The sequence below is a fragment of the Arthrobacter sp. MYb224 genome (assembly GCF_002975455.1).
GTDB lineage: Bacteria > Actinomycetota > Actinomycetes > Actinomycetales > Micrococcaceae > Glutamicibacter.
This window is the reverse complement of sequence record NZ_PCPU01000006.1, coordinates 82,324-97,416: the sequence shown is the minus strand read 5'-3', so window position 1 is coordinate 97,416 and position 15,093 is coordinate 82,324. Positions and strand designations below refer to the sequence as shown.

Below are 15,093 nucleotides of genomic sequence, written 5' to 3'. Positions count from 1 at the left end.
TTCCTTTCGACGGCGGTGCCAGGTGCCTAGCGTTGCACCAAGGTCATTTCAAAGCTGTAGGCATCAGCGCGATATACGTGGGCACCGGTCTCCACGTTGCGCCCGGTGTCATCCACGGCAGTGCGCTGCATGGTCACCAGGGCCGAACCTGCCGCCGTGTCCAAGGCCTTGGCTTGGATATCGTCGGCGGTGGTCGCCCCGATGCGCTGCTGGGCCAGCCGGAAGTTGACCCCTGCTTCACGCAGAAGCTCGTACAGGCCATGTGCTTGCAGGGACTTTTCATCCAGCTCAACAATGTCGTCGCGAACCCAGTTCTCCATCAGTGCCAGTGGGCTTCCGCTGGCAGAACGCAGCCGGGTGAAGTGGTAAACGGAAACATCCTTGGGCAGTGAGAGAAGTTCCTGGATCTCCGTTGGAGCTGGAATATGTTCAAAGCTGAGCAAGCTGGTAGAAGGCTTCTTTCCGGCGCGCTCAAGGTCATCATTCAGGCTGGATAGTTCAAGGTGCCGCCGGATCTGGCTGGAAACAACCTGCGTTCCCACACCGCGCTTGCGCACCAGAAGGCCGGACTGGACGAGGTCGTCCATGGCCTTGCGAATGGTGGGGCGTGAAAGCCGCAGTCGCTGGGCGAGCTCGATCTCATTTTCCAGTCGAGTGCCCGAGGCCAGCGAACCGTCGCGGATCGCGCCCTCGATGCCTTGCGCTACCTGGTGGTAGAGGGGAATCGGTGAAGATCGGTCGATCTTGATGCTCAGGGGTGTGCTCACAGTTGCTCCTTGCCGGCGACCTTGTCTGGATATGTCGCTTTGACAGGACAAACTCTATATGAAAGTTCATGATTTGGGCATCTCTTGGCTGGATATCTTCGCGATCCATGGATTTTTCGCTGCTTAGCGGTGAAGGCCAAACGCTTGGCCAAGCGTCGCTTTGGACCTGAAATGCGATCGCGACAAGGGAATTTGGACAATATGGTCCGTTTGTCCAATTGTCCTGACAAAAAATCTGTTGGAATTCATTGCCCAAGGCTTCGAGCGGAACATATGGTTTTTGGAACGGTCCAAGACTTGGGACAAGCCGCGGCGGCCGCAGGGAATCACGGCGTGAAGCGCCACAGACAGGAGAAAATCATGAACGAACAGCGCAGCATCGGCGTGGGGCTGATCTCGGTGGGCTGGATGGGCAAGCTGCACGCTCGCGCCTACAGCTCAGTGCCCTATGTCTATCCAGAGTTGGGAATCAAGCCAAGGCTGGTCGCAGCCGCAGATACCGAGCAGTCACGAGTCGACTTCGCGATCTCAGCGCTGGGCTTTGAACGCGGAACGCTGGACTACCACCAGGTGCTCGCAGATCCCGAAGTGGATGTCGTCTCGATTTGCGCACCGAACTTCCTGCACGCCGAAATGGCGATCGCCGCAGCTGAGGCCGGTAAGCACTTCTGGATCGAAAAGCCCGCTGGTCGAAGCCTGGCCGAAACGCAGGCTATCGAGCAAGCCGCCATCCGCAACGGCGTAGTCACCTCCATCGGCTTCAACTACCGCCATGCTCCAGCTATAGAACGAGCGCGCCAGCTGGTGCGCGAGGGCCGGTTGGGATCCATCACCAATGTCCGCGCCAGCTTCCTTGCCGGATATGCGGCAGACCCCCGTGCGGCTCTGTCGTGGCGTTTCAACCGGGAACTTGCCGGCAGCGGCGTGCTCGCTGACCTATTCAGCCATGCAGCAGATCTATGCAGTCATGTTGTTGGCCCCATCCGGAGCATTTCCGCATCAACCAACGTCATGATCCCATCCCGGCCGAAACTGTCCATGGGACAGGGCACGCACTTCGACCTGATCGAAGGCGGCGAGCAAGGTGAAGTCGAGAATGAGGACTACGCCGCCGCGTTGCTGCGTTTCAGCCCAGAAGGCGTGGCGGGCCGCGCGATCGGAACTATTGAGGCATCCCGAGTGGCCGTGGGCCCGCAGTGCGGCTATCGACTCGAAATCTACGGCACGGAAGGTTCGGTCAAGTGGGATTTTGAACGCTTGAATGAACTGGAGGTCGTGCTCGGTCGAGACAATGACGAACAGGGATTCACGACGGTGATTGGCTCGCCAAAACATGGCGAATACTCCCGGTTCCAGCCAGGCCCGGGAAATGCGATGGGCTTTGATGACCTCAAGACCATCGAGGCTAAGAAGTTCCTGCTGGCTGTCTGCGGTGGCGAGAAAGCGAACTCCACCATCGCCGATGCGGTGGCCGCGGCCGCACTGGTGGAAGCGGCCGAAACATCTGCCGCAAGCGGCACATGGCAGGCGCTGGATGAGTCGGTGCGCGCTGCGACTGTGCAATACTGACCGCCATGCCTGACTCGCCGCGCCGCCGCCCCACGATCCGAGACGTCGCCAAGCGGGCCGGGGTCTCCAAATCATTGGTGTCCCTGGTGCTCTCGGATCCGAGCAGGGTCAGTTCGCTGCGGCGTTCGCTGGTCGAGGACTCCATCCGCGAGTTGGGCTATCAGCCCAACCTGGCGGCTCGCTCGCTGGTTGCCGCGAACCGGCATGCCATTGGTGTCGTCCTAGGGGAACTGCATAATCCCTGGGTACTGACCGTCGCGGAAGTGGTTCGCGAACAGTTGCAAGCAGTGGGGTGTGACGTGCTGTTCAGTGCGGCCGCGATCCACGATGGTCTGGGTGTTGGCCCCGCGGAATTGCAGGCCCTGCGCGATTTGCGGGTCAGTGGAATCCTCGTCGTTGGATCAGCCGATGATGCAGCCAGCTTCGAAGCCGCGTTGGGTGAGACTCCCGCTGTATTTGTGGGCAGCGGGCGTCAGGCGCAATCAAATACTGCTGCGGTTTCAGTAGATGATGAGCAGGGCTTTGGCTTGGTGATTGACCACTTGGTTCACTGCGGGAATGAGCGGATCATCCATATCGCCGGTGGCGCTGGGCCGGTTTCGGCGGTGCGCGAAGCTGCCTATCATCGGGCGATGCTGCGCCATGGGTTGCGCCAGCAAGTGCAGGTGGTGGAAGCCGGACCAACGGTTCAGGCCGGCTATGAAGCCGTGGTGCGGTTGCTGGCCTCGGGGGCACGGCCTGAAGCGCTGGCCTGTTTCAATGATCTTTCCGCATTTGGCGCGCTGCAGGCTCTTGATGAGGCTGGCTTGTCTGCGGCGGTGACTGGCTACGACAATATTTCTCTATCGTCGCTGGGGAGAATCTCGTTGACCAGCGTCGACTCGGATTCGCAAGACATCGGTCGCAGCAGCGTGCGGCTGCTTCTCCAGTTGATGCGGAATCCGGACGGAAAATTTGCACGTCAATTGATGATTCCGCCACGGCTTATCGTGCGTTCTTCATCCCTTCCGCGCCGTTGAACCAGGAGGAAGCAGCACCTGGCTTCGCCTGTTGAAGGTCGCAAAGTTCTCGTCTTCACATCCTCATGTCTTTACAAAGTCTTGACGGATCGCTTTTTGTCGCGCAGACTTTAGACATCTTGTGATTCAAGTCACGGAAATCTTGTTAAGGCGGCCCGCTCCAGGGGACTATCGGGGTGCGTCGACGTAGCCCTGAAGGGGAAAACGAATATGGGAAAGCCAACTTGGCGCAAACTCGCAATCACACTCGCCATCATTCCAGCCCTGGGATTGGCGGCTTGCTCATCAACGGGCGGGCGTGCACCAGAACCGGAAAGCAGTGCGGGCGGTGGGGCTGTTGCGGCCACCGATCGCATCAAAGTCGCAGTGATCACCCATGCGGCTCCGGGGGATACCTTCTGGGACATCATCCGCAAGGGTGCCGAAGAAGCTGCGGCCAAGGACAACGTTGACCTGCAGTACTTGAGCGACCCCGATGGCGGGCGCCAATCCCAGCTGATTGAGCAGGCCATTGACCAGGGAGTGGACGGCATTGCCGTAACCCTGGCTAAGCCGGACGCCATGGCCGGAGCGCTGAAAAAGGCCACGGACGCAGGAATTCCCATCGTCAGCCTGAACGCCGGCGAAGACCGCTTTAAGGACATCGGCGCGTTCGCCCACTTCGGGTCCAATGAGCAGCTCGCAGGCCAGGCTGCCGGCGAAAAGCTGAAGGATTCGGGCATCAAGAAGCCGATATGCGTCATCCAGGAACAGGGGCACGTTGGCCTTGAAGCCCGCTGCGCCGGCGTGAAGAAAGTTGTCCCAGGCACCGAAATCCTCTACGTGCAGGGCACTGACATGACCCAGGTCGAGTCAACAGCAACTGCCAAGCTCCAAGCGGACAAGCAAGCCGATGCAATCATCGGGCTGGGCGCGCCATTTACCATGACGCTGATCAAAGCCAAGGCTACGGCCAACTCAAAGGTCGAGGTAGCCTCCTTCGACATGAACTCGCAACTAGTCCAAGAAATCACCAAGGGCAACGTGCTGTTCACCGTTGACCAGCAGCCATGGTTGCAGGGCTACATGGCAGTTGATGCGCTGTGGCAGAACCACCGCGGTGGCTTCACGATCGGCGGTGGACAGGCGACTCTGACCGGCCCGGCCATCGTTGACAAGACCGTGGCCGAAAAGATCACCAGTTTCGCCGAAGAAGGCGTCCGCTAGCAACGATCCTCGGTGCGCGCCGAGCCTGCCGGTAGCGGCGAGCCGGCGCGCAGCCAGGACATGGAGGAAAACTCATGTCTTCAACAACAGCCTCACCCACGCATAAGAAACCATCCCTCACCCAAGACGAACGCGTTGGCAAGAAAAGCACGCTGTCAATTCTCCTGGGACGTCCGGAGATCGGTGCCCTCGTGGGCGCCGTCGCCCTGTTCATCTTCTTCGCCATCGTTGCACCGGTCTTCTTGAGTCCCGCGTCCTTGGCCACCGTCCTCTACGGCGCTTCAACCATCGGCATTATGGCCGTTGGAGTGTCCTTGCTGATGATCGGTGGCGAGTTCGACCTGTCCACAGGTGTGGCAGTGATTTCCTCGGCACTCAGCGCGTCGTTGATCAGCTGGTACTTCGGGCTCAACGTCTGGGTCGGCATCGCCCTGGCTCTGGTCGTCTCACTGCTGATCGGGTTCATCAATGGAATCATCCTGATCAAGACCAAACTGCCATCCTTCATCGTGACGCTGGCCAGTTTCTTGATGCTCACGGGCCTGAATCTGGGCCTGACGCGCGCCATTGGCGGATCGGTGTCCTCGCCATCCATTGCAGACATGGAAGGATTCCAGAGCGCCAAGGCGGTTTTCGCCTCTTCGGTGAATATCGGTGGGATCGACGTCAAGATCACCGTGTTCATTTGGCTAGCCTTGGTGATCATCGCTTCGTGGGTCTTGCTGCAAACAAAGATTGGCAACTGGATCTTCGCCATTGGCGGGGACGAGAAAGCCGCCCGCGCCGTCGGCGTCCCCGTGGTCCGCACCAAAATCGGGCTTTTCATGGCCGTCGGATTCTGTGGCTGGGTACTGGGCATGCACAACCTGTTCGCCTTCGACTCCGTGCAGTCAGGCGAAGGCATCGGCAATGAATTCCTCTACATCATTGCTGCGGTGATCGGCGGCTGCCTGCTCACTGGTGGTTACGGATCAGCCATTGGCGGGGCCATCGGGGCATTCATATTCGGCATGGCAAACAAGGGCATTGTGTACGCAGAGTGGAACCCGGACTGGTTCAAGTTCTTCCTGGGCTTGATGCTGCTGCTGGCCACGGTTGTGAACATCGTCGTGAAGAAGCGCGCGGAATCCAGTAAATAGGAAGCCAAGGACATGAACATGAAAACTCGAAAGAACAAGAAGGCCGAAGAGCTGCTGCAGAAGCTCGAACCCAAGACCAATGACAACCTGCTCACGCTCAAAGGTGTAGGCAAGCACTACGGAAGCATTATCGCGTTGCGCGGTGTTGACATGGAAGTCGATCCGGGAAGGGTCACCTGCGTACTGGGCGATAATGGTGCGGGCAAGTCCACGTTGATCAAGATCATCGCCGGTCTGCACCAGCATGATGAGGGCGAGTTCACGCTTCACGGGTCAGCCATCAAGCTCAAGAGCCCGCGAGTCGCCTTGGATGCTGGGATCGCCGCGGTATATCAGGATTTGGCGGTCGTCCCGCTGATGCCCATCTGGCGCAACTTCTTCCTTGGCTCGGAACTGACTACCGGCGTAGGTCCCTTCAAAAAGCTTGATGTGCAGCGGATGAAGCAGATCACCAAGCAGGAACTGGCCGATATGGGTATCGATCTGCGTGATGTGGAACAGCCCATCGGGCAGCTTTCCGGTGGCGAACGACAGTGCGTGGCCATCGCCAGAGCCGTGTATTTCGGTGCGAAGGTGCTGATCTTGGACGAGCCCACGGCTGCTCTGGGTGTTAAGCAGTCTGGTGTGGTGCTGCGCTACATTCTCCAGGCCAGGGACCGCGGGCTGGGGGTCATCTTCATTACGCATAACCCGCACCACGCCTATCCGGTCGGCGACTCATTCCTGCTGCTCAAGCGTGGCCGCGCTATTGGCTACTATTCCAAATCGGAAATTACCGTGGAAGAGTTGACCGCCCAGATGGCCGGCGGTGCTGAACTGGCCGAGCTGGCACATGAGCTGGAACAGCTCGGTGGCCACGACGAGGAGTTGGCCGAAGCCGAGGCAGGTGCTGGACCTCAGGTTGCTCGATAGTTGCGAGCCAATTTGCCAAGGTGGTGGCCACTTCGGTCTTGAAGTGGCCACCACCTTGTGCTCTTGCCGACGCCTTTTAATGCGTGCCTCGAGTACTTCTGGTTCTGTACAGGGGGACCGGGAAAGGCATATTTGACTAAATGTCTCAACCATTACGAGTCAAGAAACTGAAGATGCTGGAGTTGCGAGAATGAAGCATTGAACCAGATGAAACCTAGGTCTGATTCCTTCACGGAACATATATTCCTATCATAGAATATAAATTTCGATGCTCCAGTCGATCCGAGTTCAGAGAGGCTGCTCCGGCCCGCGGGTTAGTGTTTGCAATAATGACGGATGTGAATACATTCAAGCCTGAAGATGGCAACGCATCGGATCGACCGCCCTCGATGGCGGACGTGGCAGCCGTCGCCGGGGTCTCCCACCAAACCGTGTCGCGCGTATTGAATGATCACCCAAATGTCCGCGAAGGCACGCGAGTGCGAGTGCTGGAGGCCATCAAGGAGCTCGGTTATCGGCGCAATCTTGCCGCGCGCGCCCTGGCCACGGCGCAGACGCGCACCATCGGCATCCTGACCATCGGCAGCGAATTCTTTGGGCCGCAGTCCACCGTGCTCGCGGTGGAAGCCGCTGCTCGCGCACAGGGATATTTTGTCACCATGACCTCCATGGATAGTTATGACTTTGGCGGTGCGGTCACGGCCCTGAACCACCTCACCGACCAGAGCGTGGACGGCGTGGTGGTGGTCGCCCCGCATGACAAGGTCACCGCCGCGATTGACGACCTGAAGCTGAAAGTGCCGGTGGTGGTAGTAGCCGCACGGACCGATGTTCCGGCGGGGGATCCGGTGCACTACGTTTATGTCGATCAGCGCGACGGCGCCCGACAGGCGACGGAGCATTTGCTCTCCTTGGGGCACCGAAAGATCGTCCATGTTTCAGGCCCATCCGGTTGGTTTGATGCCACGGAGCGGAATATCGGTTGGCGTGAAGCCATGGCCGCAGCAGGCAATGACGCGGTGGAGTTCCCGGCGGAATCCTGGCTGGCCCCCAGCGGTTATGCCGCGGGGGTCAGCCTCGCGCCTCGGGTGAAGGCCGGGGAAATAACCGCCGTCTTTGCCTCCAACGACTATTTGGCCATCGGACTGCTGCGGGCATTCTGGGAGGCCGGCCTGAGCGTGCCGGAGGACGTATCGGTGGTTGGCTTTGATGACCTGCAGATCGCCGAGTTCTACATCCCGAAGCTCACCACGGTGCGCCAGCCCTTTGCCGACGTGGGTCGCGCCGCGCTAACCGAGTTGCTCGGTGGCGAACGAGGGCTGCAGGAGCCGCGCATGATCGCGCCCACCATGGTCGTCCGAGCCAGTACCGCCCCACCACCGCGAAACTGAGTTCAGCCCAATCGACAGGTAGCTAATCTTCGTCATGTGTTGCGCATCGCATTTTGTTAGCGCTAACATAATGTAAATGTTCCGACCGAACCCTGTGATCTCTTCTTCCGAAGAACAGCGGTGCGGCGACGCAACGATAGCCACCTGCCGTGCGGGTGCGAGGACGGAGAATCCATGACTGGCCAGCAAGCAGGTTTGTCCGCGCCCGAGGTGATTGGTTCGGGGCAGGCAGTTCTGGGGATCGAATTTGGTTCAACGAATATCAAGGCTAGTCTCATCGGTCCCAACCACGAGCAACTCGCCACCGGCAACCACGGGTGGGAAAACCAGTTCGTGGATCGACGCTGGACCTATTCCCGCGAAGCAATGATTGCGGGTCTGCAGAGCTGCTTTGCGGATCTGCTGGTTGATACCCAGCACCAATATGGAGTGCGCCCCACTGCCTTTGCGGCCATTGGCGTCTCGGCGATGATGCACGGCTACCTCGCCTTTGATAAATACGATGAACTGCTAGTTCCCTTCCGCACCTGGCGCAATACCTCGACCGAACAGGCCTCCAATCAGCTCAGCGAGGCCTTTGGCTACAACATCCCACTGCGTTGGTCGGTTGCGCACTACTATCAGGCGCTGCTGGATCACGAAGAACACGTAGGCGCGGTCTCAAGCTTGAATACCTTGGCCGGGTTCATCCATCATCAGCTCACCGGGCGCCGGGTGCTCGGTGCTGGTGACGCCTCGGGAATGTTCCCACTGGACAGCGCCGACCTCGGTTACGACAAGGCTTTTATAGAGACTTTTGACCGGTTGGCGAAGCCATTGGGAGTTGCAGGTTCGCTGGAGCAGCTCTTGCCGGAGGTCCTTGCCGCTGGAACCGAGGCCGGTAGCCTGACTGAGGCCGGAGCACTTTTGCTTGACCCCACCGGGCAGCTGCAGCCGGGAGCGATCTGCTGCCCGCCGGAAGGGGACGCAGGCACCGGAATGGTTGCTACCAACTCCGTAGCGCAACGCACCGCGAACGTCTCGGTGGGAACCTCCATCTTTGCGATGGTTGTCCTCGATGCCCCGTTGCGTGAAGTGCACCCCGAAATTGACATCGTCACCACTCCCACCGGAGATCCGGTGGCCATGGTGCACTGCAATAACGGTGCCAGTGAACTAGCCAGCTGGGCCGCGCTTTTCGGCCAGTTTGCCCAGGGGCTAGGACATGAAACCTCCACGGATCAGGTCTACCAGACGCTGCTTGCCGCGGCACTGGACGGTGCAGCGGACGGCGGTGGACTGCTCGCCTATAACTACCTGTCTGGAGAACCGGTGACCGGGCTGCCCGAGGGGCGCCCACTGCTGGTACGCACCCCGGATTCAACGTTTAACCTTGCGAATCTGATGCGCACTCAGGTGTATTCGGTATTCGCCACGCTGAGCTTGGGCATGGAAATCCTTGCCGGCGAGGGCGTGAAAATCCATAAGCTGTTCGCCCATGGCGGCATCTTCCGGACCGCGCAGGCAGCGCAGCGGCTCCTGGCGGCGGCGCTTAATGTCCCGGTATCGGTAGGCAGCACCGCGGAACATGGCGGTGCCTGGGGAATTGCGGTGTTGGCAGCCTACCGGCACCGGGTCGCGACGAACTCGGCGGCCAGCCTCGCGGAATATCTGGATTCGCAGGTTTTCGCGAACGCCAAATTGCAGGAACTGGCCCCGCAGCAGCAGGACGTGGCCGGATACGCACAATACCTGCGCGCCTATCAGGCCGGTCTGGACATCGAACGCGCGGCCATCACGGCCATCTAGAACACCTTCATCCCGGCACTTAGGAGAAACCGATGAGCCATGCTCAAACTTTAGCCAGCTACCCGAACGCCATGCGCCAAGAAGTTGCCCGAGTCCGTGAGGTCGTCGCGGCCCTGCACGGAGAACTGCCTCGTTATGAGCTGGTCGTCTGGACCGCCGGCAATGTCTCGCAGCGCGTGCGGAACCCTGAGGTGCCCGACGGCAGCGCGGACCTGTTCGTGATCAAACCCTCGGGGGTCTCCTATGATGAGCTGACGGCCGAATCCATGGTGGTCTGCACGCTGGACGGTGAGCTGTTGGAGGGTACGCGCGCTCCGTCTTCGGATACCGCGGCGCATGCCTACACCTACCAGCACATGCCCCACGTGGGGGGAGTGGTGCACACACACTCGACCTACGCCACCGCCTGGGCCGCGCGCGGCGAGGAAATCCCCTGCGTGCTGACCATGATGGCCGACGAGTTCGGTGGGCCAATCCCGGTGGGCCCGTTCGCGATCATTGGAGATGATTCCATCGGCCGTGGCATCGTCCAAACTTTGCGTGAATCGCGCAGCCCGGCCGTGCTGATGCAAAACCATGGCCCCTTCACCATCGGCAATGATGCCCGTGCGGCGGTTAAGGCCGCGGTGATGTGCGAGGAAGTCGCCCGCACCGTCCATATTGCCCGCCAGCTCGGTGATCCACTGCCGATGCGAGGCGAAGATATTGACGCGCTCTACGCGCGCTACCAAAACGTTTACGGACAATAGCCGCTCGCTGGCGGCCAAAAACTTCAATCCGAAAGGACACCATGAGCAAGGCATATGAATCCAAGGAAATCTGGTTCTTCACCGGAAGCCAGGACCTGTATGGCGACGAAACCCTGCGACAGGTCGCCGAGCAATCGCGCGAGGTCGCCGAGGCTCTGGACGGATCCGAGCAGGTCCCGGCGAAGGTCATCTGGAAGCCGGTGCTCAAGGACGCGGAATCGATCCGCCGGGCCATGCTGGAGGCGAACTCGAATGACAACGTGCTGGGCGTAATCACCTGGATGCACACGTTCAGCCCGGCCAAGATGTGGATCTCCGGGTTGAAGGCACTGGCCAAGCCGTTGCTGCACCTGCACACCCAGGCGAATGTCGAGCTGCCGTGGGACACCATCGACTTCGACTTCATGAACCTGAACCAGGCCGCCCACGGCGACCGTGAATACGCCTATCTGGCCACCCGGATCGGGGCCACCCGCACTACCGTGGTCGGCCACGTTTCCAATCCGGCGGTTGCCGGACGCGTGGGCACCTGGGTTCGCGGTGCCGCCGGCTGGAATGCCACCCAGTCGATGAAGCTGGTCCGCTTCGGAGACAATATGCGCAACGTCGCGGTCACCGAAGGGGACAAAACCGAGGCCGAACTGCGCTTTGGCGTCTCGGTCAACACCTGGGCGGTCAACGACTTGGTCGAAGCCGTAGAAGCGGTTGCCGAAGGCGATGTGGATGAACTGGTGGCCGAATACGAGCGTGAATACGATGTCGCCGCGGAGTTGCGCGCCGGCGGAGTCCGCCACGAGTCGCTGCGCTACGCCGCACGCCAGGAATTGGCCATCGAGTCGTTCCTGCGCGCGCTGGGCGCTTGGGCTTTCACCACTAATTTCGAGGACCTCGGCGGGCTCAAGCAGCTGCCGGGCCTCGCGGTCCAGCGGCTGATGGGCAAGGGCTACGGCTTCGGCGCCGAAGGCGACTGGAAGACCGCGGTGCTGGTGCGTGCCGCGAAGGTGATGGGCGCCGGGCTGCCCGGTGGCGCTTCGCTGATGGAGGACTACACCTATGACCTGGCCCCGGGCAAGGAGCTGATCCTCGGCGCCCACATGCTCGAGGTCTGCCCGTCGCTGACCACCGACAAGCCGCGTATCGAAATCCATCCGCTGGGCATTGGGGGACGCGAGGACCCGGTGCGCATGGTGTTCAACGCCGCGGCTACCACCGGCGCCGTGGTGGTTTCGATGGCCGATATGCGCGAGCGTTTCCGCTTGACCGCAAACGTGGTTGACGTGGTGACCCCGCCGCAGGAACTGCCGAACCTTCCGGTGGCGCGTGCCGTGTGGCAGCCGCGACCTGACTTCTCCACCTCGGCGGAGTCCTGGCTGACCGCCGGCGGAGCCCACCATACGGTCATGTCCACGGCCGCCGGAATCGAGGCCTTCGAGGTGTTCGCCGAAATCGCCGGCACCGAGCTGCTGGTGATCGACGAGAGCACCACGCGCCGCGGCTTTGCCGAACAGGTGCGGCTGAACCAGGCGTACTACCGCTTGGCTCAAGGCCTGTAGGCGCACAGGGACCTTAGGTTGGCCAGCACCACCGGGTGCTGGCCAATGCCTATTAAGGCTTGGACGGAAGCGAGTTTGCCTCGGCTCGGTCTCCCCGGGTCGGTGAACCCAAGCAGTGGGCCAGAGTTTGCTCGATTTGTGCGAAGCGGAAGTGGTGCGCGGCATCCAGCAGCTTCTGCGGGACCACCTGTTGATCTGCCATGGCCAATAGCTTGGCGCCTTGGGTTCCCAGCAGCAGTTTCGGGGCGGCTGCAGGCACCGGAATGATGGCCGGGCGGCGCAGTGCCTTGGCCAAGGCGCTGGTGAATTCGGCGTTGCTGACCGGGTGAGGGGACACCGCGTTCACCGGGCCGCTCAGCTGCGTGTCCCACAAAGCCCGATGGTAGATATCAATGAGATCGTCGAGGCCAACCCAGGACAGGCGCTGTTCTCCCGTGCCCAAGCGGCCACCCAAGCCGGCGGCGAAGATCGGGCGCAGCACCGCGAGCATGCCACCCGAAGGGCTGAGCACCACGCCGGTGCGGATCTGCACCCGGCGCATGCTCGTCTCGCCTTGCCCGGTTGCTTGCTCCCAGCGTTGGACCACGCCGGATAAGAAGTCCGCGCCCCCTACTTCAGGAGGCGACTGCTCATCAATCGGGGCGGCTCCGGCCGAGGCACCGTAGATGCCGATGGCCGAGGCGCTGATGAATCGGGAGACGCCGGAGCGATCCGCCAGCTCAGCCAGAGCCCGGGTGGGTTCGATGCGGCTTGCCTCGATCGCCTGCCGGTGCGAGTCGCTGAACCTGCCGAAGATGCTTGTTCCGGCGAGGTGGATGACCGCGTCGCAATCGTCTAGCAGGTCGTGCTCCGGAGCCAGCGGATCCCAACGTCGTTCGTCCGTGGATTGCGGCGCGCGGCGCACCAGCTTGATGACTCGGTGCCCGCCGGTGGACAAGAAGGCGCATAACGCGGTGCCGACCATGCCATTGCTTCCGGTGACCGCGATGGTCAACGGTTCCAGTCCGGCCTCGGACGCCCGCTCATGGGCGGCGAAATCGGCGGCGAGCTGGCGGTGGCGGTAGTCCAGCATCCGTTCGATCTGCGTTGCGGGCAGATTGGAGCTGACGCGGTCGGTGACGGTGGTGTGCCCGGATCCCGCGGGCTCGGTGAGGTGTTCATGACGCCAATGAGCCACGCGCGTGGGGGCCGCCCGCACGCCGCGAGCCTGCAGCTCGTCGACGAACCGCCGATTCTCGAGGTAGTCGGAGGGCTTGTGCTGGGCGTACCAGCGCAGGCCGCCAGGCAGCCCCAGTGCCGCGGTTCCCCCACGCAAGGAGCCGGCTTCTTCGATGACCTTGAGCGGAAGCCAGGGCGGCAGCAGCCGGCGAATCGCGCCCGGCCGGGCAAACCAGGCGGATACCTCGTCCGGGGGTGCCGGAAGAACGCTGGACCTTTGTGTAGTCATGGCCCAATACTATGTCCGGGATCCCTGCCGCCACGCGCACTGCGCGTCGACGGGCTTGCAAAGGCCATTCTCGCAGGGCTAACTGCGAGGGCTGCCGTGACAAGCATGGCCGTAGTAGCTTTACCTTGTCGTTCCTTGGGTGTTCCGAGCCTGCCATTACACACGCTGAAGGCGCTTCGGCAAGCCCCTTGGCCGCACTGCACCCGGGGGCAGTTAGGCGGTCATTCGCTCATGATCCACGTCAACATGCTGGAACCTCTAGGCTGTCTTGTCCGGTTAATATCAAATTGTTATCATCTGGGGTGGCGCAACTCACGTTGTTAGCGCTAACATGGTGTGAGCCCGGTCGCACTGCCGGGATGAATCGGAATACGCAGGAGGAAAAGATGGCACGGAATAACTGGGCTCGTCGAGCGGTAGCCACGTTTGGATCCCTCGCGCTCGTCGGCGCACTGGCAGCATGTGGCGGCAGCGGTGCCGGCGGTGGCGCGGGTGCCGAAGGCGAAAGCACGGCCCCGGAGGACATCCAGGTAGGCGTCGCAATGCCAACCGAAACCTCCGAGCGTTGGATCGCCGACGGTGAGGCCGTGAAGTCGCAGCTTGAAGAAGCCGGCTACGAGGTCTTCATGCAGTTCGCCAACGATGACATCCCGACCCAGCAGCAGCAGATCGACCAGATGATCACCAAGGGTGCAGACATCCTCGTGGTCGCTTCGATCGATGGCACCGCACTGTCCAACCAGCTGCAGGCAGCAGCAGACCAGGACATTCCGATCATCTCCTATGACCGCCTGATCAACGGCACCGAGAACGTCGACTTCTACGTCACCTTCGACAACTACAACGTCGGCGTGCAGCAGGCCACCTCGCTGCTGACCGGTCTCGGCCTGGTCGACGAGCAGGGCGAAAAGACCGGCAAGAAGGGGCCGCTGAATATCGAGCTCTTCGCCGGATCCGTGGATGACAACAACGCCCACTTCTTCTGGAAGGGCGCCATGGAAACCCTCAAGCCATTTATGGATGACGGAACCCTCGTGGTGAAGTCCAAGCAGACCAAGATCGAACAGGCAGCTACCCTGCGCTGGTCCCAGGAAGAGGCCCAGAGCCGCATGGAGGACCTGATCACCGCGCACTACGCCGGTGGCAAGACCAAGATCGACGGCATCCTCTCGCCATTCGACGGAATCTCCCGCGGCGTGCAGACCGCACTGACCAACGCCGGCTACGGCAAGTCCATCAAGGACGGCCTGCCGATCATCTCCGGCCAGGACGCCGAAATCGCTTCGGTGAAACTGATCGACGACGGCGTGCAGTACGCGACCATCTTCAAGGACACCCGCAAGCTGGCCTCCCAGGCAGTGACCGCCGTGAAGTCCTACGCCGAAGGCACCGAGCCGGAAGCCAACGACACCGAATCCTATGACAACGGCAAGAAGGTCGTCCCGTCCTTCCTGCTGGACTCCGACATCGTAACCGCCGATAACATCGAGTCGCTGCTCGTTGATTCCGGGTACTACACGGCCGAAGAGGTCAAGGCAGGACAGACCAAGTAG

Annotated in this window: 12 protein-coding genes; 10 read left to right on the top strand and 2 right to left on the bottom strand. The window is 61.1% G+C overall.

Going from position 1 to position 15,093, the window contains the following annotated elements; genetic code table 11:
- Positions 1 to 26: 26 nt before the first annotated feature.
- Positions 27 to 767, bottom strand: a complete 741-nt coding sequence (locus tag CQ017_RS12570) for a GntR family transcriptional regulator (protein ID WP_096282766.1) — start codon at positions 765 to 767, stop codon at positions 27 to 29.
- 360 nt (positions 768 to 1,127) lie between these two features.
- Here CQ017_RS12570 and CQ017_RS12565 point away from each other — a divergent pair, with 360 nt between their 5' ends.
- The 9 genes from CQ017_RS12565 to araA all read left to right on the top strand — a co-directional run bounded on the left by CQ017_RS12565 (position 1,128) and on the right by araA (position 12,093).
- On the top strand, positions 1,128 to 2,336 hold the full coding sequence (locus CQ017_RS12565; RefSeq protein ID WP_105554125.1) for a Gfo/Idh/MocA family protein: 1,209 nt from the start codon (positions 1,128 to 1,130) through the stop codon (positions 2,334 to 2,336).
- A 5-nt stretch (positions 2,337 to 2,341) separates the two neighbouring features.
- Positions 2,342 to 3,355 (top strand): LacI family DNA-binding transcriptional regulator, encoded by a 1,014-nt coding sequence (locus CQ017_RS12560; RefSeq protein WP_105553997.1) that lies wholly within the window; start codon positions 2,342 to 2,344, stop codon positions 3,353 to 3,355.
- Between the two features lie 210 nt (positions 3,356 to 3,565).
- Positions 3,566 to 4,561 carry a substrate-binding domain-containing protein gene (locus CQ017_RS12555; protein WP_105553996.1) on the top strand — a complete coding sequence of 332 codons (996 nt, stop codon included), beginning with the start codon at positions 3,566 to 3,568 and terminating at the stop codon, positions 4,559 to 4,561.
- Positions 4,562 to 4,635: 74 nt separating this feature from the next.
- Positions 4,636 to 5,700: an ABC transporter permease gene (locus CQ017_RS12550; RefSeq protein WP_096282761.1), complete on the top strand. Its 1,065-nt coding sequence runs from the start codon at positions 4,636 to 4,638 to the stop codon at positions 5,698 to 5,700.
- An 18-nt stretch (positions 5,701 to 5,718) separates the two neighbouring features.
- Positions 5,719 to 6,612, top strand: coding sequence for an ATP-binding cassette domain-containing protein (locus tag CQ017_RS12545; protein ID WP_096282994.1), 894 nt, complete (start codon positions 5,719 to 5,721; stop codon positions 6,610 to 6,612).
- Between the two features lie 329 nt (positions 6,613 to 6,941).
- A complete protein-coding gene (locus tag CQ017_RS12540) occupies positions 6,942 to 8,003 on the top strand; it encodes a LacI family DNA-binding transcriptional regulator (RefSeq protein WP_105553995.1) in 1,062 nt (353 codons plus the stop codon).
- Positions 8,004 to 8,177: 174 nt separating this feature from the next.
- On the top strand, positions 8,178 to 9,791 hold the full coding sequence (locus CQ017_RS12535; RefSeq protein WP_105553994.1) for an FGGY-family carbohydrate kinase: 1,614 nt from the start codon (positions 8,178 to 8,180) through the stop codon (positions 9,789 to 9,791).
- A 32-nt stretch (positions 9,792 to 9,823) separates the two neighbouring features.
- Positions 9,824 to 10,540, top strand: a complete 717-nt coding sequence (locus CQ017_RS12530; RefSeq protein ID WP_105553993.1) for an L-ribulose-5-phosphate 4-epimerase — start codon at positions 9,824 to 9,826, stop codon at positions 10,538 to 10,540.
- Between the two features lie 41 nt (positions 10,541 to 10,581).
- Entirely contained in the window at positions 10,582 to 12,093 is a 1,512-nt protein-coding gene (gene araA / locus CQ017_RS12525) for an L-arabinose isomerase (protein WP_105553992.1), read from the top strand.
- Positions 12,094 to 12,145: 52 nt separating this feature from the next.
- Here araA and CQ017_RS12520 read toward each other — a convergent pair whose 3' ends face one another.
- Positions 12,146 to 13,540 carry a TIGR01777 family oxidoreductase gene (locus CQ017_RS12520; RefSeq protein WP_105553991.1) on the bottom strand — a complete coding sequence of 465 codons (1,395 nt, stop codon included), beginning with the start codon at positions 13,538 to 13,540 and terminating at the stop codon, positions 12,146 to 12,148.
- A gap of 386 nt (positions 13,541 to 13,926) precedes the next feature.
- On the opposite strand from CQ017_RS12520, the gene chvE reads away from it, so the two are divergent.
- The gene (gene chvE / locus CQ017_RS12515; RefSeq protein ID WP_105553990.1) at positions 13,927 to 15,093 is read left to right on the top strand and encodes a multiple monosaccharide ABC transporter substrate-binding protein; all 1,167 of its coding nucleotides are present in this window, start codon (positions 13,927 to 13,929) and stop codon (positions 15,091 to 15,093) included.